The 20284-nt window shown below is 63.6% G+C and carries 20 protein-coding genes and 1 pseudogene; 10 read left to right on the plus strand and 11 right to left on the minus strand.

Annotated elements, in window-relative coordinates; genetic code table 11:
• The first annotated feature begins 25 nt into the window (after positions 1-25).
• From nrdE to HMPREF0291_RS04940, 8 genes are all read left to right on the plus strand, one after another.
• Positions 26-2188 (plus strand): class 1b ribonucleoside-diphosphate reductase subunit alpha, encoded by a 2163-nt coding sequence (nrdE, locus tag HMPREF0291_RS04905; RefSeq protein WP_005288836.1) that lies wholly within the window; start codon positions 26-28, stop codon positions 2186-2188.
• Positions 2189-2315: 127 nt separating this feature from the next.
• On the plus strand, positions 2316-3317 hold the full coding sequence (gene nrdF / locus HMPREF0291_RS04910; protein ID WP_005288840.1) for a class 1b ribonucleoside-diphosphate reductase subunit beta: 1002 nt from the start codon (positions 2316-2318) through the stop codon (positions 3315-3317).
• A gap of 365 nt (positions 3318-3682) precedes the next feature.
• On the plus strand, positions 3683-4951 hold the full coding sequence (locus tag HMPREF0291_RS04915; protein ID WP_005288844.1) for a tyrosine-type recombinase/integrase: 1269 nt from the start codon (positions 3683-3685) through the stop codon (positions 4949-4951).
• Between the two features lie 82 nt (positions 4952-5033).
• Entirely contained in the window at positions 5034-5240 is a 207-nt protein-coding gene (locus HMPREF0291_RS04920; protein WP_050748789.1) for a helix-turn-helix domain-containing protein, read from the plus strand.
• A 175-nt stretch (positions 5241-5415) separates the two neighbouring features.
• Positions 5416-5760 carry a histone-like nucleoid-structuring protein Lsr2 gene (locus HMPREF0291_RS04925; RefSeq protein ID WP_005288849.1) on the plus strand — a complete coding sequence of 115 codons (345 nt, stop codon included), beginning with the start codon at positions 5416-5418 and terminating at the stop codon, positions 5758-5760.
• A 172-nt stretch (positions 5761-5932) separates the two neighbouring features.
• Complete coding sequence (locus HMPREF0291_RS04930; RefSeq protein ID WP_256001618.1) at positions 5933-6442, plus strand: P-loop nucleotide/nucleoside kinase family protein; 510 nt, start codon at positions 5933-5935, stop codon at positions 6440-6442.
• Between the two features lie 4 nt (positions 6443-6446).
• Positions 6447-7049: a GNAT family N-acetyltransferase gene (locus tag HMPREF0291_RS04935; protein ID WP_005288855.1), complete on the plus strand. Its 603-nt coding sequence runs from the start codon at positions 6447-6449 to the stop codon at positions 7047-7049.
• Positions 6940-8595: a recombinase family protein gene (locus tag HMPREF0291_RS04940; protein ID WP_083770255.1), complete on the plus strand. Its 1656-nt coding sequence runs from the start codon at positions 6940-6942 to the stop codon at positions 8593-8595. The genes HMPREF0291_RS04935 and HMPREF0291_RS04940 overlap by 110 nt, the downstream gene beginning before the upstream one ends.
• On the opposite strand, the gene HMPREF0291_RS04945 is transcribed toward HMPREF0291_RS04940, so the two are convergent.
• Together HMPREF0291_RS04945 and HMPREF0291_RS12125 are read right to left on the minus strand one after the other, a co-directional pair.
• Entirely contained in the window at positions 8579-8896 is a 318-nt protein-coding gene (locus HMPREF0291_RS04945) for a hypothetical protein (protein WP_005288862.1), read from the minus strand. The two genes, HMPREF0291_RS04940 and HMPREF0291_RS04945, sit on opposite strands and share 17 nt — an antisense overlap.
• A 471-nt stretch (positions 8897-9367) precedes the next feature.
• The gene (locus HMPREF0291_RS12125) at positions 9368-9496 is read right to left on the minus strand and encodes a hypothetical protein (protein ID WP_005288869.1); all 129 of its coding nucleotides are present in this window, start codon (positions 9494-9496) and stop codon (positions 9368-9370) included.
• 71 nt (positions 9497-9567) lie between these two features.
• On the opposite strand from HMPREF0291_RS12125, the pseudogene HMPREF0291_RS11265 reads away from it, so the two are divergent.
• Both HMPREF0291_RS11265 and HMPREF0291_RS11270 read left to right on the plus strand, forming a co-directional pair.
• Positions 9568-10263 (plus strand): annotated as a pseudogene (locus HMPREF0291_RS11265) (AAA family ATPase); the annotation flags it as partial.
• Positions 10264-10317: 54 nt separating this feature from the next.
• Positions 10318-11262 (plus strand): ATP-binding domain-containing protein, encoded by a 945-nt coding sequence (locus HMPREF0291_RS11270; RefSeq protein ID WP_198002217.1) that lies wholly within the window; start codon positions 10318-10320, stop codon positions 11260-11262.
• Positions 11263-11962: 700 nt separating this feature from the next.
• Here HMPREF0291_RS11270 and HMPREF0291_RS04960 read toward each other — a convergent pair.
• Genes HMPREF0291_RS04960 through HMPREF0291_RS05000 form a run of 9 tightly spaced genes read right to left on the minus strand, consistent with a single transcriptional unit; the run spans position 11963 to position 20261 of the window.
• A complete protein-coding gene (locus HMPREF0291_RS04960) occupies positions 11963-13054 on the minus strand; it encodes an alcohol dehydrogenase catalytic domain-containing protein (protein WP_005288879.1) in 1092 nt (363 codons plus the stop codon).
• Positions 13055-13073: 19 nt separating this feature from the next.
• Positions 13074-14018, minus strand: a complete 945-nt coding sequence (locus HMPREF0291_RS04965) for an ROK family protein (protein WP_005288882.1) — start codon at positions 14016-14018, stop codon at positions 13074-13076.
• Complete coding sequence (locus HMPREF0291_RS04970) at positions 14015-14668, minus strand: HAD-IA family hydrolase (protein ID WP_005288885.1); 654 nt, start codon at positions 14666-14668, stop codon at positions 14015-14017. Before HMPREF0291_RS04970 ends, HMPREF0291_RS04965 begins: the two co-directional genes overlap by 4 nt.
• Before the next feature lie 5 nt (positions 14669-14673).
• The gene (locus HMPREF0291_RS04975) at positions 14674-15444 is read right to left on the minus strand and encodes a VOC family protein (RefSeq protein ID WP_005288889.1); all 771 of its coding nucleotides are present in this window, start codon (positions 15442-15444) and stop codon (positions 14674-14676) included.
• Complete coding sequence (locus tag HMPREF0291_RS04980; RefSeq protein WP_005288892.1) at positions 15441-16340, minus strand: NADP-dependent oxidoreductase; 900 nt, start codon at positions 16338-16340, stop codon at positions 15441-15443. The genes HMPREF0291_RS04975 and HMPREF0291_RS04980 overlap by 4 nt, the downstream gene beginning before the upstream one ends.
• Positions 16285-17151 (minus strand): SDR family NAD(P)-dependent oxidoreductase, encoded by an 867-nt coding sequence (locus tag HMPREF0291_RS04985; protein ID WP_005288894.1) that lies wholly within the window; start codon positions 17149-17151, stop codon positions 16285-16287. Before HMPREF0291_RS04985 ends, HMPREF0291_RS04980 begins: the two co-directional genes overlap by 56 nt.
• Positions 17144-18157, minus strand: a complete 1014-nt coding sequence (locus HMPREF0291_RS04990; protein ID WP_005288896.1) for a zinc-dependent alcohol dehydrogenase — start codon at positions 18155-18157, stop codon at positions 17144-17146. Before HMPREF0291_RS04990 ends, HMPREF0291_RS04985 begins: the two co-directional genes overlap by 8 nt.
• Positions 18154-19368: an MFS transporter gene (locus HMPREF0291_RS04995; protein ID WP_005288899.1), complete on the minus strand. Its 1215-nt coding sequence runs from the start codon at positions 19366-19368 to the stop codon at positions 18154-18156. The genes HMPREF0291_RS04990 and HMPREF0291_RS04995 overlap by 4 nt, the downstream gene beginning before the upstream one ends.
• An 8-nt stretch (positions 19369-19376) precedes the next feature.
• Entirely contained in the window at positions 19377-20261 is an 885-nt protein-coding gene (locus HMPREF0291_RS05000) for a ketoacyl-ACP synthase III family protein (protein WP_232210326.1), read from the minus strand.
• Positions 20262-20284 lie beyond the last annotated feature (23 nt).

Raw genomic sequence — 20284 nt, forward strand, 5'->3', positions numbered from 1 at the left:
CCCGCACAAGAAAGGCCCGACTACAGTGACCGCCACAACGGGAAAGACCGTCGCTGAGCCCGTCGACACGGCAGATCAGCTCGACTACCACGCGCTCAACGCGCTGCTGAACCTTTATGACGAGAACGGCCACATCCAGTTCGACAAAGACCGTGAGGCCGCGAACCAGTTCTTCCTCCAGCACGTCAACCAGAACACCGTCTACTTCCACGACCTGGAAGAAAAGATGAACTACCTGGTGGAAAACAAGTACTACGAGCCGGACGTCATCAAGGCCTACGACTGGGACTTTGTGAAGTCCACGTTCAAGCGGGCGTACGCCTTCAAGTTCCGCTTCCAGTCCTTCCTCGGCGCGTACAAGTACTACACTTCCTACACGCTGAAGACCTTCGACGGCCGCCGCTACCTGGAGCGTTTCGAGGACCGCGTGGCCATGACCGCACTGTTCCTCGCCGACGGCAACGAGGAGATCGCCTCCGCGCTTGTCGACGAAATTATGACCGGCCGGTTCCAGCCCGCCACCCCCACCTTCCTCAATGCGGGTAAGGCACAGCGCGGCGAGCTGGTGTCCTGCTTCCTGCTGCGCATCGAGGACAACATGGAGTCCATCGGCCGCGCCATCAACTCCTCCCTGCAGCTATCGAAGCGCGGCGGTGGTGTGGCGCTGCTGCTGAGCAACATCCGCGAGTCCGGCGCACCGATTAAGCACATTGAGAACCAGTCCTCCGGTGTCATCCCCGTGATGAAGCTGCTGGAAGACTCCTTCTCCTACGCCAACCAGCTCGGCGCCCGCCAGGGTGCTGGTGCGGTGTACTTGAACGCGCACCACCCGGACATCATGCGCTTCTTGGACACCAAGCGTGAGAACGCGGACGAGAAGATCCGCATCAAGACGCTCTCGCTCGGTGTGGTCATCCCGGACATCACCTTTGAGCTGGCCAAGCGCAACGACGACATGTACCTGTTCTCCCCGTACGACGTCGAGCGCGTTTACGGTGTGCCGTTCGCCGACATCTCTGTCACGGAGAAGTACGACGAGATGGTGGAGGACCCGCGCATCCGCAAGACGAAGATCAAGGCGCGCCAGTTCTTCCAGACGATCGCCGAGATCCAGTTCGAGTCCGGCTACCCGTACATTCTCTTCGAGGACCACGCCAACCGTGCGAACCCGGTGAAGACGGGCCGGATCAACATGTCCAACCTGTGTTCGGAGATTCTCCAGGTCAACTCTGCATCCGTGCTCAATGAGGACCTGACCTACGACACGATCGGCCACGACATTTCCTGCAACTTGGGCTCTCTCAACATTGCGATGGCAATGGATTCGGACAACTTCTCCCGCACCGTCGAGACCGCCATTCGCGGCCTGACGGCTGTCGCGGACAAGACCTCGATCGATTCGGTGCCGAGCGTGCGCGAGGGCAACGATGCTTCGCACGCCATCGGCTTGGGCCAGATGAACCTGCACGGCTACCTCGGCCGCGAGCACATCGAGTACGGCTCCGAGGAAGGCCTGGACTTCACCAACGCCTACTTCGCCACGATCATGTACGAGTGCCTCAAGGCCTCCCACAAGATCGCCGTGGAGAAGGGCCAGCGCTTCGCGGGCTTCGAGGACTCCGAGTACGCCAGCGGCGAGTTCTTCGACCGCTACAACCCGGCCGACTTCCAGCCGAAGACGCAGCGCGTCAAGGAGCTTTTCGACGGCTCCTCCGCCCAGCCCCCGAGCGCTGAGGAATGGGAGCAGCTCAAGGCCGACGTTGCTCGTGACGGCATCTACAACCGTTACCTGCAGGCAGTTCCGCCGACCGGCTCGATCTCCTACATCAACAACTCGACGTCGTCGATCCACCCGATCGCCTCCAAGATCGAGATCCGCAAGGAAGGCAAGATCGGCCGCGTCTACTACCCGGCGCCGCACATGGACAACGAGAACGCCGGCTACTTCAAGGACGCATACGAGATCGGTTTCGAGAAGATCATCGACACCTACGCTGAAGCCACGAAGTACGTGGACCAGGGCTTGTCTCTGACGCTGTTCTTCAAGGACACCGTCACCACCCGCGACATCAACCGCGCCCAGATCTACGCGTGGCGTAAGGGCATCAAGACGCTCTACTACATCCGCCTGCGCCAGATGGCGCTGGAAGGCACTGAAGTTGAGGGCTGCGTGTCCTGCATGCTCTAGTTTTCCTGTGCCCAGTCGCACCCCGAGGGTCGGAACCGTCGCGTTCCCCCTCGGGGTGTGGCATTTTTGGGGGAGGGGTTTGGGTGCGTCGTCAAGCAAATGCCCGTAACCCTCTAGGATGGGTGGCATGACCCACGAGGAGACCCACGATTACGAGGCGTACGTCGAATCCCACCCCGCGCCTTTGAAGGCCGTGAACTGGAACAGCATCCCTGACGACAAAGACCAGGAGGTGTGGGACCGCCTCACCGGTAACTTCTGGCTGCCGGAGAAAATCCCCGTGTCCAATGACATCCCGAGCTGGAACACGCTCAACGACGCTGAGCAGCTGTCCACGATGCGCGTGTTTGCGAACCTGACGCTGTTGGACACGATCCAGGGCACTGTCGGCGCAGTCTCCCTCATCCCGGACGCGAAGACACTGCACGAGGAGGCTGTGTACACCAACATCGCGTTCATGGAGTCCGTCCACGCGAAGAGCTACTCGAACATCTACATGACGCTCGCGTCGACACCGCAGATTAACGACGCCTTCCGCTGGACTGAAGAAAACGCCGAAGTGCAGCGGAAAGCCAAAATCATCCAGAGCTACTACTGCGGCGACGATCCGCTCAAGCGCAAGATCGCCTCGGTGATGCTGGAGTCCTTCCTGTTCTACTCCGGCTTCTACCTGCCGCTGAACTGGTCGGTGCACTCCAAGCTGACCAACACCGCCGACATCATCCGCCTGATCATTCGCGACGAGGCAGTGCACGGCTACTACATCGGTTACAAGTACCAAGTCGGCCTGCGCGACGAGTCCCAGCAGCGCCAGGACGAGCTCAAGGAGCACGCCTTCGACTTGCTCTACGACCTTTACGACAACGAGATCCAGTACACCGAGGACCTTTACGATCCGCTCGGCTGGACCGAGGACGTCAAGCGCTTCCTGCGCTACAACGCCAATAAGGCACTGAACAACCTCGGTTACGAGGGGCTTTTCCCGGTCGACGAGACGCGCGTGTCGCCCGCCATCCTGGCATCGCTTGCCCCGAACGCCGACGAGAACCACGACTTCTTCTCCGGCTCCGGCTCCTCCTACGTCATCGGTAAGGCCGAGGACACGCAGGACGACGACTGGGACTTCTGAGACCCCAGAGCTTGCTTGAGGCCCGAAAGGGCTGATGGGAGGCCCGGACCCGCAGGTTTCTGCAGGTCCGGGCCTTTTTTCGTGCGTCCATCCGAAGGACAGAGGAGAGCACAGATGAACATCAGTATCCGTTCGGTATGGCACGGGGGTGGCACGAGCGCACCTTCCAGCCAAGCGCGGGGTGGCTCGCAGCCCGAAATTTGGGGGCAGCCTGCCACCGGCTGCGTGCCACAGCGTGCCAATAGGCTCGCGTCGGAGCTCGTAAAAGGCCAGGTGAGAGGCCGGTTCGAAGGGACTGCACGACCTAGTGGCACGGAGTGGCACGACGGTCCGCGTGAGTCCATTCGCGGCACCTGGAGGGCACGATGAGCACCACGAAGAAGCTTGAGACGGCGGCGAAGAGAGAGACCTGGGGGAGCCTGCGGAAGCTCCCCTCAGGACGGTGGCAGGCGCGCTACCCGGCCCCAGACGGGCAGATGCACTCGGCCCGCACGGAGGACGACAAGCCGTTGACGTTCCTCACCAAGACCGACGCTCGCACGTGGCTCGCCAGCGTGCACACGAAGATCGCGCAGGGAGAATGGGAGCCACCCTCGGTCGTCGCGGCTCGGCGTCGAGCGGAAGCGGAAGCCGAGGAGGCGAGGTCGATCGGTTTCGCCGAGTACGCCGAGCGCTGGATCGAGTTCATTCGCCTCGAACCGACGCGCGGGGGAAAGAAGCGGGCGGTCGCCACGGTGCGTTCCTACAAGAGCAAGGTCACCGGATACCTGATTCCCGAGTTCGGCGACACGGAGATCCAACGCATTGACATGGCTCGCATTCGGGTCATGACCCGTCGTCTGGATCAGATTCCGGCGCCGCTGAATCCGAAGTCGAAGTTCAACGGCATCACCCGTCCGGTGCTGATCGTGCTCATGATGATCCTGCGACAGGCAGCTCGAGACGGGATCATCCCGGCGGCACCTCCCATTTCGATCCCCAAGCAGGAATCGGTGCGGCATGATCACGATCATGATCCAGAGGATGACGTTGCGACTCCGGAGCAGGTCGAAGCCCTCTATGAGGCGACGCCGGATCTGTACTCGATCATGGTCCTGCTTGCCGCTTGGTGCCAGTTGCGTCGTGATGAGTGCCTCGGACTGCAGCGCCGGGACATCCAGTGGCATAACGACGGCACTGCCACTTTGTATGTGCGCCGGCAGTTCAACGCGAACACGGGCGCTATGTCGGACCCGAAGAGCGAGGCTGGCAAGCGAGCACTGAGCGTTCCGCGGATCATGGTGGAGCGTCTCAAGGAGCATCTGCGAGACAACGTCGCGTCCGAGGCGAAGGCTCCCGTGGTTCCTTCCAGCGTCCGTGGCAGCGTGCCGCTGTCACACACCAAGTGGGGGCATCTCTGGGGTGACGCCCGCGATACGGCCAAGAGCGTGCCGCTGGGATTCCGATTCCATGATCTTCGGCACACCGGCCTGACCCTCTTTGCGCAAGAGGGCGCGACCCTGGCCGAGTTGATGCGCCGAGGCGGCCATGCCGATATGCGGGTTGTGCTGCGCTACCAGCATTCCACGATGACTCGTGATCGGGAACTGGCCAATCGTATGAGTGACCGTGTCGAGGCTCAGCTTGCCGCCTAGAAGAGCGAGTCATCAGAGTCCTCTCCGGACACCGATGGACACCTGTGAAGGGAGGGGAACTCGCTAGCTGAAAGGACAAGTGATGGACGTTCGGAGTCGATCAGAATCATCGAGACCCGACTTGGTGTCGTTGACGGAAGCGGCAGAACAGTTCGGCGTCTCGGTCAAGACGCTGCGGCGCAGAATCGCGGACGGAACCATCCATGGTTACCGGGTCGGACGCCTGATCCGTGTTGATCTGGACGAACTGCATGACCGCCTACTCGTTGAAATCCCGTCGGCGAGATGACAAAGGCAGGTGAGGGGGCGGGGTATCTGCGCCCCGCCCCCTCACTCGTGCGGTGGGCCGCAAAGTCTCGGATTCGGAACCACGCGATTTTGTCCCATCCGGTCCAGGCCAGGGAGCCAGTCTCGATGTGGAGGCGCCGCGACGCCCGGGATTGCCGGGAGCATAGACTCCTCCCATGAGCAGGCAGACCATCGAACTACTCGTGGACGATCTCGACGGCACGGTGCTCGAACCCGAGGAGGGGACAACCGTCACATTCGGGCTCGACAAGCGGACCTACGAGATCGACCTCTCCAGCAGCCACGCGCAGGAGCTGCGCGACGCATTGGCTCCCTATCTCAAGACTGCCCGATCGGCTGGTGTCCGAGCGTCCTCCCGCGCGCGCCGGGCCGCTACGCAGCAGCGCAGCGGATACAAGCTCAGCGAGATTCGCCAGTGGGCACAGGAGAACGGGTACGACGTCCCCACCCGTGGACGGGTACCCAACGCCGTCATCGACGCCTACAACGCTGCGCACTGAATCGTGCTTCGTCGCCGGTCGGACGAGCACACGATTCGGGGCTAAGACTTGTCTCCTATTAGGGAGGCCCAGCCGTGGACGGCGGCCGTGCGGACCGGGTACGCGCTGCGTCCAGGCGGGATCGGTCGCGGGCCACCCGTATCCTTGAGAAGTGGTTGAACTGGTTCTGATCGTGGGGCACGTGGGTGCGGGGAAATCGACGAGGGCGAAGGAACTCGCGGCCCGGACGGGCGCTGTGCGGCTGAGTCCCGACGAGTGGATGGCGCCCCTCTTCCAGCACTCGGACCCAGAGGGGATGCGCGACGTCGTCGAGGGGCGCTTGATCTGGACGGCGGTCGAGATCCTCCGGGCGGGCGCCTCGGTGATCCTCGACTTCGGCTTCTGGGGCCGAGATGAGCGGGCCGCGCTGAACTGGCTCGCCGGAACCGTTGGAGCAACCACGCGTACTGAGTATGTCCCTGTCGACAAGCAGACGCAGGCCGAACGAGTGGCCAAACGCTGGAGGGAAACGCCGGAGCAGACCTGGCCGGTCACGCAAGCTGAGCTCGACGAGTGGCGTGCCATGCTCCAGGAACCTGATGCGGACGAGCTGCAGGCGTTGTACACCATGCCGGCCCCCGACGGGGACGGATGGCGGGGCTGGATCGCCGAGCGCTGGCCGACGGCGCTCGGCACGAGGTGACGCCATGACCGAGGACCTGGGCATCCGCACCTACCGCGACAATGACCTCGAGTCACTGGTCGAGCTGGGCCTGCGGGCGTGGCAGCCGGTGTTCGAGTCATGGCGCGAGATTCTCGGAGACCGCCTCTACGACCTTGCCTACCCCGACTGGCGATCGAAGCAGGCCTCGCAAATCCGTCGGACGTGCCTCGATAGCGCGGCGAGAACACTCGTGGCCGAGATCGGCGGGCTCGTCGCGGGCTTTGCCGTCGTCACGGTGCAGGCTGACCGACCGCTCGGGACGGCGACGGGAGAGGTCGAGATGATCGCCGTGCACCCCGCCGCCCAGCGCAGCGGGGCAGGGCGACGGCTGATGGAGGAGGCTCTGGAGATAATGCGCGGGGCCGGTTGTGCGCTGGCGCGGATCGGCACCGGGGGCGATGAGGGCCACGCCCCGGCACGCTCGCTCTACGAGTCGTGCAATGAAAAGTGCACCTCCTTCTCCAAGGAGGTCACTGATGGCTACGAACACGAGCGAGACGAGGCACCGTCCCGGGCCGAACGCACGGCCTGGCCGCAGTCGCCGATCTGTCGTGTACCCAGCGTTCGCACGGACCGGTCCCGATGAGCCATTGCCGGGGACCAAGCCGATCTACCTGTACCTGCGGCTGTCGAAGTACCACAAGGACAAGGCAGACGCGATCGAGCGGCAGCGGCTTGACCTGACCCGGAAGCTGGCCGCCGAGGGCGGCTGGACGGTCATGGGTGAGTACATCGACAACGATTCGGCCAGTAAGTCCGCTGCTCGTACACGGAAGGGGTGGCGCCAGCTCAACCAGGACATCAAGGCCGAGAAGGTCCCGGCGCTGGCGTTCTGGAAGCTGGATCGCACCAACCGGATCGCAGCGAAGACGATCGAGTGGATCGCCCAGTGCCAGCAAGCTGGTGTCTACCTGGTCTCACACCAGGACAGCGCCGATGAGCTCAACACTGCAACGGCGGGCGCGAAGCTGGTCACTGGAATCAAGGCTCTGCTGGCTGAGGTCGAGACCGACGCGATGAGCGAGCGACAGCTCGCGTCCAAGAGGCATCTCGCCGAGGCCGGGTTCATCCACGGGGGCACACTGCCGTTCGGGTGGCAGGCCGGCCCGCGCGTGGTCGATGAGTTCGGTCGTTCAGGGGTGCGGTTGGAGCCGCATCCGGTTGAGCACCCGGCGTTGAAGGACGCTGTGGACATGGTCTTGGCAGGCAAGAGCCTCGCCCAGATCGGCCGGCACTGGCAGGAGCGCTACGGGATCACGACCGCGAAGGGCGCCCCCGTGTATGAGGCGAGCATTCGCCGGTTCCTGGTCTCTCCGCGGATGGTCGGCTATCGGATGCGGAAGGTTCCCGAGCACCAGCGTGGAGTGGCGATCGAGCTACTGGATTACATCGCCCGCGACTCCGCCGGGGAACCGGTGATTGCTCACGAGCCCGTGTGCGATCGTGCGACCTGGTTGCGGGTGCGACGCCTTCTGGAACAGGCGAGGACGTCGAAGACTAGGCGGCCGTGGGGCTCACATGAGTGGCTGCTGACCGGGCTGCTGTACTGCCAGTGCGGGGCCTCCCTGTACGGGAAGCAGAAGTACTGGACGAAAGCCTCGGGAGAGAAGGTGAAGGCGTTTGAGTACACCTGCCAGGCGAACCGGAGGCACGGCCCCGGCAATTGCTCGAAGGGTTGTTCGGTCAACGCGGACAATGCGGAGGCCTACGTGCTGGGGTGGTTCTTCTCGCAGATCACCGACGAGGCCCTGGAACGAGCGCGAGCACGTCGACGGGCCGCACGTTCGGATGCGGGAATCAATGAGGTGCTTGCCCAACTCGATGAGGCCAAGGCCGAGCGAGACACGCTCGTCGCCAAACAAGGCAGCGGCGAGTACCGGGGTGCGATGGTGACGGTGCTGCTGACACTGATCGAGGACGCGCAGACGCGCGTGGAGACCCTGCAGCGGCGGCTGGACGCGATGGAGCTCGACGAGGTCCCGTTCGAGGATGGGCCGACTCTGTTCGCGACATGGGAGGGCCGGGACATTAAGGAGAAGCGGGCGTATCTGCGGCGGCTGATCCAGAGCATCGATGTACTCCCGGTCAAGGGAACCGCTGAGGATCGGTTGCAGATCATTCCTGTTCAGTGAGGGCATCGGCGACGTGAACGGCGTCGAGCATCGTCGCGATGTCGTCGATGACCTCTGCTGAGGCGGGTTGGGTGGTCCGTCGGAGAACACCGGCGGACCACCCCGCCGTGAAGGCCCTGTATGCCGCGGGGGCAACGATTCCCTCGAGTGCGGACGCCGGCGGGTAATCCGGCTCGGCCGACTCCGGCTGATCACCGCAGCGGCCCTCCTCATCGGGGGCTCTGGTGTGGTGGTCGTCCTCGTAGAGCGGAGCGTCCGGACTCGTCGCCGAAGTCGTGCGGTCGTTGCTGGAGCGTGTCATACGAAGCAGGTGCTACTGGCGCACCCAGCTACGGGCGGATGGGCGCTTCGGTCGCCATCGCGGGTAACTAGATCATTGAGCTGATTGTGGATGACTAGGCGCACCAGTCCGCCCGAGACCGGCGCCGTCCGCTCCGGCATCACCAAGGGCTCCTCGAACATTAACCGGGCGTAGGCCGGGTGGTACTCGCGCAGATCATCCCCGGTGCTCGGCACCAGGGTGGGATCCTCGGCCAGGATCGCGTCCTGGGCGAACCGCGGGGCCCGCGGGGTCGGGGTATAGCCGCCACCTCTTCTGCCCCGCCAGTTATAGCTAGGGGTAGGTCGGTCAGGGCCTGCGCCTCGCGCACCCACGCCTGCTGCTGGGCGATCAGCTCGGCACGGTCGACCGAGTCGAGGGCCTTGGTCTGCTGCTTGACCAGACGGCGGCGGGCGGCCCAGCGCTCACGAGCACCGTCATCGGTGGCCTCGCTCATGCGGGCGAGAGCACGGTCACGGCCTCACCAGTGATGTCATAGACCATCGCGTCCTCGACTAGCGCATGGTCGTACCAGGTGCGCACGGACTCCGTGGACGGAGTCACCGGCGCTGTCTGACTCATCGGATATCAATCTCCTATATCCTCCATCTAACTGTTGCGGGTCATGACGTTGTAGTCACCGGGCCTGGACCGCCCACCACGGGAAGGACTCGGTGATCGGTCTCGCACCGTCAGCGACCGCGGCCGAAGTCCTCGCGGAATCGCTCGGGATACAGGCGGAGAACGTGCCGAAGCTCCTCTACGAACACGACGAGGGCAGGTGGGATCTGCGGGCCGGGCAGTTGGTGATCGTCGACGAGGCTTCCCTCGCCGGCACCCTGACCCTGGACCGCCTCGCCACGCATGCCGCCGAGGTCGGAGCGAAGATCGTGCTGGTCGGCGACTGGGCACAGCTGTCCTCGGTGGAAACGGGCGGAGCGTTCGGGATGCTCGTACGCGCCCGCCGGCGTGCCCCGGAGCTGCACACCGTGCGCCGGTTCGTCCACGACTGGGAGAAAGCCGCCTCCCGAGACCTCCGACACGGCAAACGAGCGGTGCTCGACACGTACGAGGACGAGCAGCGGCTGCATGACGGGGATCTCGAGACGATGCTCGATGCCGTCTACACCGCCTGGCAGCACGACCGCGATCAGGGAGTCTCCACGCTCATGCTCGCCGGAAACGCGGAGATGGTCGCTGAGCTCAACCAGCGTGCCCGCGCCGACCTCATCACCGCCGGCCGCGTGCAGGAGGCCGGGGCGGCGTTGCACGACGGCACCACTGCCGGAGTCGGTGACCTCGTCGTCACCCGCCGCAACGAACGCCGCCTCACGACGGGCAAGTCGTGAGTGAAGAACGGCGACCGCTGGCACGTGGTTTCCCATCGTAAGGATGGGGCGCTGGTGGTGCGACGGCTCGGCAAAGGCGACACCCCGCGCGGGCGACGACTCGTGCTGCCCGCGAAGTATGTGCGGGAGCATCTCGAGCTCGGCTACGCGTCCACGGTCCATCGGGCCCAGGGCTCGACCGTGGACACCGCGCACACCCTCGTCGACCCCGACACCGCCTCCCGCGAACTGCTCTACGTCGGCCTTACCCGCGGCATGCACGAGAACCACGCCTACGTCATCCAGCCCGACCCGCACGAGGTCGAACCCCACCTCGACCCGCCCGAGGAACTCACCCGCGTCGAGCAGCTCGCACGGGTACTCGCCCGCAGCGACGCCGACCTCTCCGCCACCGAAACCCGCCAGGTCGAGGTCGACAAGCGCGCCTCCCTTGCGACACTTCTGGACGAGTATGACCTCCTCGCCCGCGAAGCTCAGACCGAACGGTGGGAAGCCCTCATCGACATCGCACCGTTCTCCACCGGTGAGATCGGGGACGAGGTGTTCACCAGCCCGTACTACGAGTACCTCGAAGCCGCCCTCGCCCGGCATGAGGCCTCCGGCCACGACGTCACCGCGGCTTTGACTGCGCTCGCCCCGCAGATCCCGCCGGCCGATGAGGACACGGACCCGGCCGCCGAGCTCGCCGCGTGGCTCGATCGCGCCACACTGAACCAGTCCACCCGTCGCGCCGCGAACCGGCGCCGCGAACCGGCGCCGCGTCGCCGGTCTCATCCCGACACCGGCCGAACCTATCTCGGACGACATGCGCGCCGCGCTCGCGGAGCGGCGGGAGCTCATCGAGTCCGCGGCGGGACGGCTGCTCCATCATGCGATCAGGGAGGGCGAGCCGTAGATCAAGCGACTCGGCACACCGGGCAAGGACACTCGGTCCCGAAATCTGTGGACGAGGCACGCCACGACGGTGGCCTTGTATCGGCACCGCTACGGCATCGCTGATCCGAAGCCTCTGGGAGAGGCCAAGAGGATCGCGTCGGCCCAGCAAGCTGTCGAGTACCGGTATGCCTTCGCTGCGCTCCGCAGAGCCCAGGCGAAGGAAACACCTTCCAACGTACGACCATCGCACAGCATTTCCAGGGAAGGCCCGGGTCGCGGCCTATAGCGGCGCATGCTAGGTCTTGGGCGTCGCTGCGTCCCAGCTACGTCGTTTCGTCAGATGCCAAGAGCCGCACGAGGGACATTCGTAGATGCGCAGCGGTCCGGCATACCGCGATCGACGCAGCACCACGCGCGCATCACGAGCTCCAAGGTAGCGAGGCCTGGCGCGACACGATCGCGACGCCGTGGCGCGACCGAATCCACCACGAGTTCGTCAACCCACCACGACTCATGCTCAAGCGACTCCTGTGACCATCTGACAGCCCGATGAACATACCCGTGTCGAGCAGCTCGTACGGATGCCCAATACCGGCACTCGGCGGCTGCCCTCCGCCGGATGCTCACCGTCCGACCGCGAACCCAGACCCGATGCACGACGAGATACTAGCCAGAACGATCAGGGGTTTCTCAGTAGCTCCTGGAGCCCCTATGCCGCGAGGCGTGGCACGATTCCAGAGAAGGGGGACTGTGTTGTGAGATGGTATAAATACACGCCTTTCGCAAGATGGATTGGGGACGAGGCCAAAGTTCCTTGACAACTTCAAGACATGCCGATCACGAGGCGAATCACCAGCTCGCCGTCCACCACTCGGCTTCCGGACGACAGCATGCTATTGAGGGTTTCGACGCCCTCCCGAAGCGGTTGATCATGGGTAATCAGGCGATCAGCCCTATCGCCAAAATCAGGTTCTTCAAGCAGGATCGCTGCCGCTTCCAGTCTCCTATTGGGCACACCACGGTTTCCAGTGACGACTGTTGAACGCTCTGCACTGGAGAAGCTGACGCGCGCCGGGGGCCAAGGGCCACCCGTGTTCGCGGCGCGCACGCCGTGTAGATCGATACCAGGGAGTTCCGGGCTGATAGTCCCGGGGGCGAGTCCGCCCACGAGATGTGCGGCGACGACACGCGTGCCGAGCGTCCGTGCCGCCTCGGTCAATCCCAGTGCTGTTCCGGCCCGATGCGTCGCTGACAGCATTGCGATGCGTTTCCCTAGGACAGGTTCGAGTTCCGCGACTGTACGGCCGTTGGTAACGCGCGGCTCGTGGGCCTGCGTCCACTCGCGACCGAGTTCTGACCGGTGCACCATGCCGATCGACACTTGCTCTCCAAGCACGCGAGGTGCGGCGATTGCTGCAAGATTTCCTATGAGCCCGTCTCCCACAATGAGAAGGCTGTCGGGATCTTCGAGTCGGAGACACTCCAGAGCGTACGTAACCACCGCTAGTGGCTCGATAAGGGTTCCGCGCGCTGCGGGAATACACGGCGAAACGTGGGAAACTAAACCGCCAGACACGGCCGTCCGAGGTATGCGAACCCGCTGCTGAAGGAGTCCGTTGATGTTGTGACCCAGCAGGAAGTCCGGGTCGGACGGGTGAGTAGGGTTGATGGTGACGCGGTCGCCCACCGCGAACCCGACTGCTCCCTCACCGACTTCAACGACCTTTACAAGCCCTTCGTGACCGACAACCGGCGCCGGATCGTCACGCAGACCTCGAAGGATCTGTATGTCGGTCCCACAAATGCTGACTTTCTCCGGAGCGACAATAAGTTCCCCGATACCAGCTATCCCTTCATGCAGGTGCTCGAGTGCGCATTGAGTACCACGCCGGACGATGGCCTTGTGCTTCATCATGGACCTAAAGACCTTTCTCCTACTTCACGTTTTCGAGGTATCCCTGCGCCATTAGAGCCGCGCCAGTCTCAGGGCAGACTTGGTCGGAGGAAACTAAATGCAGTCTTGGGCCTTCGTTGGACTGGCTGTCGACATACGACTGAGCTGCGGAAAGCTGGCGATAGAGTTCATGCTTATAGCGAGTTCCAATTCCGGAGGGAACTCCACCACCGATTCCAATCAGATCAATATGAGGCTGAAGGACGCATGCCGTGCGAATGAGATTCGCGATCGGTTCGATGATGACTCTGAGCAGTCTTTCGTCCATCTCGGTCGGCGCACCATCCTCTGACGCCCTCGGCTGGTTGTAGCTGTCGATGCCAAGTTTTTCGGCGACGTGCGGTATTGCAGGGCCGGCAGCTATTGCGGCGATGTGTCCTACTCCTCCGCATTCACAGGTTAGTCCGCGGACTGCTTCAATCGCAGTTGAGGTAGCGGGCAGATGTCCGACTTCGCCCTGGAGACCTTCTGCGTTGACGTGGATGCGCCGTGAGGGGAGATGCGCGGTTCGGAGCGCGATGCCGCTGCTGATTGTCACGTACATTACCTGTCGGTCGGCCGGCCGGGCGTACATCTTCGTGAAGTGTGCAAGGCCGGCCGTGACGTCGTTGGTGACTGTCCATCGCACATCGGGACGCTGTCGTTCGAGGAGCCGACGGAAGGGGATGTCGTGGCGTCCCGTTCCCCAAAGGGGTCCAGAGCCGTAGGCGATATCGGTTTCCGGATCGTAGGCTGCACCGAGTGAAACATGCGCATCGGTGTCCGTCGGCACGCGTCCTGCGAGGAGGAGAACCAGCTCCCGGGCGAGCACATCGCTGGACTTCTGAGGATGACGAAGTTTGCTGGGAGTGGCAACCCGCTCGACGTTGGAACCGCTGCGGAACCGGGTCCAGGTCCCTCCGATGTCAACAAGGAAGGCGTTCACGGGATCTCGATTCGAATGCGGTCGCCCGCTACTTCGATGGTGACGCCTTGGTAGTCTCCAATGGAGCAAACGATTGTCCCTTCGTAGACGGTCATGTGTTCAGCGATTGCGACCGTCTTGATTTCCGCTTCCGTCAGTGCCTGGAATCCTGCGGTCGAATCTTCGAAGCCCAGGCAGTGTCGAGGGTCGACTGCGAGGTGGCCCGCGGCCGCAAGGAACCCTTCCGGTGATGGTTTCCCGTCGACCACGTCCTCCGCACAGATCGTGACCGCGGGGGTAGGCAGCCCCGCGCCGCAGAGCCGGGCTTCCATCACCATTCTTGGGGCCGCAGTCACGACTGCCCATCGATTCTTGGGAAGCATACGCGTGAGGGCTTCTGCTCCTGGTACCGGCATGATCGTCTCGGCTGCGGCGATCTCGCTCCGGCGGATGATGTCGAGCTCGTTGGCGGCCTGGGCGTCGGTCATCGTCGGCATGACGGCAGCTAGGATGTCGCGGCCGCGCCGCCCGGGTAACAGCGTGCGGACCTTTTCGAAGTCGAGGCCGTGCCGGTCTGCGAACCCGTGCCACGCCGCCTCGATAGACGGCGTGGAGAGGACAAGTGTGTCGTCGAGATCGAACAGTAGCGCGGAGCATTCCAAATGGGTCATCGGAGCTACTTCGCTTTCACGTCTGCGATGTCTGACGCCCACGGGGTGCCGGAGAGCACGAGTGAGTGTCCACCGACCTCATCGATGCCGCGAGGTGACTCTTGTTCGCCCACCCCGTGTTCGAAGAGTTCGATGTTGAGGCCGCTTGCGACGACCATGGCCATTGTCGACGTACAGGCCACGTCGATGCCGAACTGACGGCGGGTGAACGCCTCGTCCACCGTCAGTGAGGTGCCGAGCACGTACTGTGCACCAGCCTTCTCCGTTAGGTTGGCGATGCTGGAGTCGAGATTCGCGACGCTGTATCCGGCATGGTCGAGACCGCGGATACCGGGCAGCGCCCCGGCTCTCTGTCGTGGGTGCTCGTGGTACAGGCGTGCGTTGTTCTCACGGGTGTAGGCGGGCGGGTCCGGCCACTCTTGAAGCTCGAAGAGGCTTCCCCAGGGCGACCGGAAGTAGATCCACTTATTGCCTTGGATCGGACCGTCTGGTGTCTCGATGATGTCGCCGAGAGCCTCGGTGCCGGGGAGGCCATTGATTCGGTCCACGACCTCGTTGATCCCGTCGACACGGAAGCACAGGTGGAGCGTTCCCAGATCGGTGATCGACGGTGGCGTTCTGCGTGCTGCGCGGCAGGCCGTGAGCCTGACTTCCACGCCCGGATCGAACGCAAAGACGGGTCCACTACCTGTCGGCCCTCCGACAATGGAGGCCAACCACCGAGCGGCGGCGTCGACGTCGGGGACGGCCAGCGTGATCTGTTGCGGTTGGCTCATGGGATCAGCAGCACCTTTCCGCGGAGGCCGCCACGTTCGAAATCGCTATGAGCGGCGGCAGCTTGCGAGAGCGGATAAGTCCGTCCGACAGGCACAGAAAGTGTGCCCTGTGCCAGCTGATCTGCGATCTCGGCGAGCTGTCGACCGTTTTCCTGGACGTAGCTCTTCGTCGGGGTGATTCCGCGCTCGGGCTGGGGCTGGGTGTTGTCGGCGATGGAGATGAACTGGCCGTCATCGCGCACGCTCGCGATGGCTTCTGCGATTCCGGCGGTGTCGATGACCGCGTCGAATGTCGCGTCGGGGAGGCTGTTCGTGGAGTCGTAGACTGCCTCGGTGCCGAGGGCTGTGAGGTCAGTGGTGTCGCTGAGACGAGCCAGTCCGTCCACCCGATGTCCGGCCTGCAGTAGCCACTGCACGGCGACTCGTCCGACCGCTCCGGCCGCCCCCGTGACGAGAACGCGTGCCTTATCAGGCAGATCAAGCTTGCTCAACATCTGCGCGGCCGTAAGTACGGTCAGGGGCGCAGCGGCGGCCTGCTGCATGCTGACCCCGGTGGGGACGGGTGCGAACAGCTCCTGGGGTGCGCTCACGTACTCGGCGTAGGTTCCCTGGTCCCGCGCTGGTTGCGCGACCATCCCCATGACCTGGTCTCCTTCACGGAACCGTGACACGTCGGAGCCGACAGCATCGACAGTTCCGGCCACATCCCAGCCGAGAATTACAGGGAAGCTCAGGTCCATGTTCAGGAACCCGGATCGGGTCTTCACGTCGACGGGGTTGACGGCTGCCGCTCCTACCTTCACCCGAATGTCGCCAGGCCCGACGTCTGGTGTCGCAATGTCAATGATCTGGATCTCCGAGGCGGATCCTGTGTGGTGGATTGTTGCTGCTTTCATGAGTGTGTCCTTTCGTGGAGGTGATCGGTGTGGATGCGGCCTTGGCGTTTTCTTCGGCGGCGGTGAGCATGAGGCCCCCGTCGACGTAGAGTGTCGCTCCCGTCATGTACGAGGCCTCGGGGCTGAGGAGCCAGGCGACTGCGTTGGCGATCTCGGCCGGTTGGCCGGCTCGCCCCATCGGAATTGCCGGACGTTCGACGATTTCCCCATCCGAATCTTGCGGGGTTCCGTTCATCGGGGTCGCTGTTTCTCCGGGCGCCACCAAGTTCAGGCGGATGCCATGTTCGGCGAACTCGAGAGCCAGAGCACGAGACGCTACTGCCAGCCCGCCCTTGGAAGCGCAGTACAGCGTTCCTCCCGTTATCGGGATCTGGTCGTGTACCGATGTGACGGTGACGATAGAACCGGTGACGTCGTTGGCCACGAAATAGCATGCTGCTGCCGAGGACAGCAGGAGGGGCGAGGAGAGGTTGACGGCTATGACCTCTTCCAGGCGAGCGTAGTCGAGTGCCAGCGCTGGCGATCGGTCATTAACCCCTGCGTTATTGACGAGGTGGTGAACGGGTCCGAATTCCGCTGTGAGCTCGTCAAATCGACTCGGAATGTTCCTCGGGTCGGTCAGGTCGATGTGTACGGGAACTGCCTCACCCACGTTGCTGGTATTCAGGGTGTTGCAGAGCTGCTCCGCCCGTGAGCGTCCGGAATGGTAGCCGACCAGCACTCGGGCGCCGTCGTGGACGAGTCGCCGGGCGATGGCGCTTCCGATTCCGCTGCTTGCTCCTGTGACAAGGGCAGTACGCTGCTCATCCAATCTTCAGCACCACCTTCGGCCGTTCGCGAGGCTGCTCGAGCCTTTCGAACGCCGCGCTGACCTCGGTGAGCGGATAGACGCGGTCGACAAGCTGGTCGATCTGCTGTGGATGCTGGCGGATGAACTCGGCTGCCGCGGGATAGTGGTCGACACCGTGCCGGACGCCAAGGATGCTCTGTCCGTTGAGTGCGAGTTCGGAGACGTTGAGCCGCGTGTCTGCGGACGGGACGCCGATGAATACGGCGCAGCCGCCGACTTTGAGGCATGTCAGTGCCTCTTCTGTTGCGCTCTGGGCTCCTGAGCATTCCCACACCGCGTCGTAGAGCTCGCCACCGGTACTGGGCAGACCGGTGACGGTCTTGATGCCCAGGTGTGCGAGGTGAGCCGGCGAGGTCGGATCGAGGACGACAACCTCGACCGGGTAGCTTGCGAGCACGAGCGCGGCGAGACTACCCATGGTTCCTCCGCCGATGACCAGGATGCGGTTGCCCGGTGAGGGGCACAGCTTCGCGATCCCCTCGAGGACAGTGACTAGTGGTTCGACGAGGACGTGGCCGGGGCGTGGTTCGGCGGAATCCGTGTCGTCGAGAACCGTGAGTGCGGGTGCGGGCATCGTCAGGAGTTCTGCCGCGGCACCGGCGTGGTCGTACAGGCCGACCTCCCTGACACGGAGGCAGAGATTCTTGTGGCCGGATCGGCATGTGGTACAGGTGTGGCAGGAGAGCATGGTGCTACCGGTGACGACCGTTCCGCGTTTGAGGTGGTCCGCGTTTGGGCCGGTGGGAGGCTCTTCGATGGTGCCGACCCACTCGTGTCCGAAGTGGTGCGGGTAGGTGGTCTGCCCGGCGCGGAGGTACTTCGATGTCCCGTGGTAGAGCTCGAGATCGGAACCGCAGAGCCCCACGTAGGCGATCCGTATCAGCGCTACATCTGTGCCCGCCGGCACAGCGTCTGGAATTTCGCGGGGTACGGCGGCTCGCGTGCCAGTGAGGAGAGCTGCCTTCATTCTGCGCTCCCGTCACGTACGCGAGAGGTGCTCGCACGGTTGGTGATCCACAGAAGTGCCGCAGCTGCGAGGGCGAGGACGGCGCCGATGGCTGGGAGGACGCCAATCCCGAATCCGAAAGACAGGGCGGTGGAGCCAATCCAGGCTCCCGCGGCGTTCGCGAGCTGGAATCCTGCGATGTTCACCGTGGTGGCAAGATTCGGGGCATTGCTTGCCGCGCCGATGAGCTTCGACGTCAGCGGGGGAATGATCGAGAACCCAGCTGCCCCGACCACGAACATCCACGGTGCGGCGAACCAGGTGTGGTTGCCGAAGAGGAAAAGTAGGAGAAGAGAAAGAGCGAGCGAGCCCAGTGCGATGTACAGCGTTGCGTTCATGTTCCGGTCTGAGAAGTAGCCGCCGAGCATGTTGCCAGCGATAGACCCCACGCCGAAGACGAAGAGGAGAACGGTGATGACATTGGGGCTGAATCCGGCATGCTGCCCGAGGTACGGTGCGATGAAGGTGAAGAGCACAAAAAGCCCGGACTGGCTCAGCATGGTTAGGCCAAGAGCCTTGAGGACCTCGCCCTGGCCGAAGACCCGTACTTCTGCCGAGATGCTGCCCGAGGTGCGCTCTGGTGCTCGTCGCGTCGTCAGCACAAGAGCGACGGTGACGAGGGTCTGGATGCCCGCGATGATGAGGAACGAGGACCGCCATCCGTACTGGTTGCCAACCAGTGTTCCCAGGGGGACGCCCAGTACCGTCGCGAGATTGAGCCCGAGTGTGATGCGGGAGATGACGCGGCCCTGGAATTCGGGTTCTACGAGTGTGGTTGCGAGAACGAGACAGAGTGCGAAGAACGTCGCGTGCGGCAGTGCGGTCATCACCCGAGCGATGACCAGTACGGGGAAGTTCGGTGCGACGGCGGTCAATATGTTGCCGACGATGAACAATGCCATGAGCACGAGGACCAGGGGGATGCGTCGGACACGGGAGGTGATGATCGTCAGAAGCGGCCCGCCGATGACGACGGTGAGGGCGTAGACAGTCACGAGGAGTCCGGCGGTCGCTTCCGTGACGGCGACATCGCTGGAGATCTGGGGCAGAACACCGGCCACGAGGTATTCGACGGTTCCGACCCCGAATACTCCCAGGAGCATCCAGGTGATGGCGAGGTTGATATTGACGGGGGTCTTGCTCGTGGTGGACTCGCTGGTTTGTGAGTTCATGTGTTCTCCTATCCGTGGTAGCGAAGAACTGCGCAGCCCCAGGTGAAACCTGCGCCAATTCCGATGAGGGCGACGTGGTCGCCGGGTGTGAGTGTGGATTCGCTCCGCAGATGCTGCAGGCCGAGGAGGGGGTCGGCTGCGCCGGTGTGTCCGATCTGCGAACCGAACCGGCTGGTCGTGTCCGTGGGTGCGAGGCCGAGGGGTTCGAGACACTGTCTGCGTAGCAGCGTCTCGCCGAAGTGAGGGACTGACCATGCACGAAGAGCGGCGAGGTCGATGCCAGCGTCGTCGAGGGCCTGGTCCACAGATCGTTGGAGTCCTTCGGCGTTTGCCTTCCAGAACGATTCGAGGCCATAGGTGCGTGCGTAGTTGGCTGACCTGGCGCGCATGCTGAAGGGGAGCGGTTCTCGGTACTCCGGAAGATCTAGCGGAGCGTTACCGCGATGCATCTGTTCGAAGCGTGAGTTCTGTGTCAGCGCGGTCGACAGCACCTGGAACGGTCCGGCGGATCGTGTAAGAACGATGGCAGCACCAGCATCGCCGTATGCTAGGCCTGAGTCTGTGGCCCACCGGTCAAACATGGGCAGACGCCACACATCTGATGCGGTGAGTATGCCGTAGCCTTCATTATCGAGGCGCCTCGCGAGCAGGTCGATGCCGACGATGGAGCCGGCGCACGTGTTGCGGATCTCGATAGCGAGAGTCTCGGGGAAGCCGAGCTCATTGCCGATGTAGGCGCCCCCATTCCATGCCTCGAGGCCGGTGTGGAGGGCGACTGCGTGAACGATGAGCTCAGGGCTCGCTTCTGTTGGGTGCTCCGCGCCGTACTCTTCCAGTGCAACGCGGCCTGCACGAACCGCCATCACCGGAGCGGACTCCTCGGGCTGTCCCACGGCGGCGCTGACTTGTCGCGATT

The sequence above is a fragment of the Corynebacterium genitalium ATCC 33030 genome (assembly GCF_000143825.1).
Lineage (GTDB): Bacteria > Actinomycetota > Actinomycetes > Mycobacteriales > Mycobacteriaceae > Corynebacterium > Corynebacterium genitalium.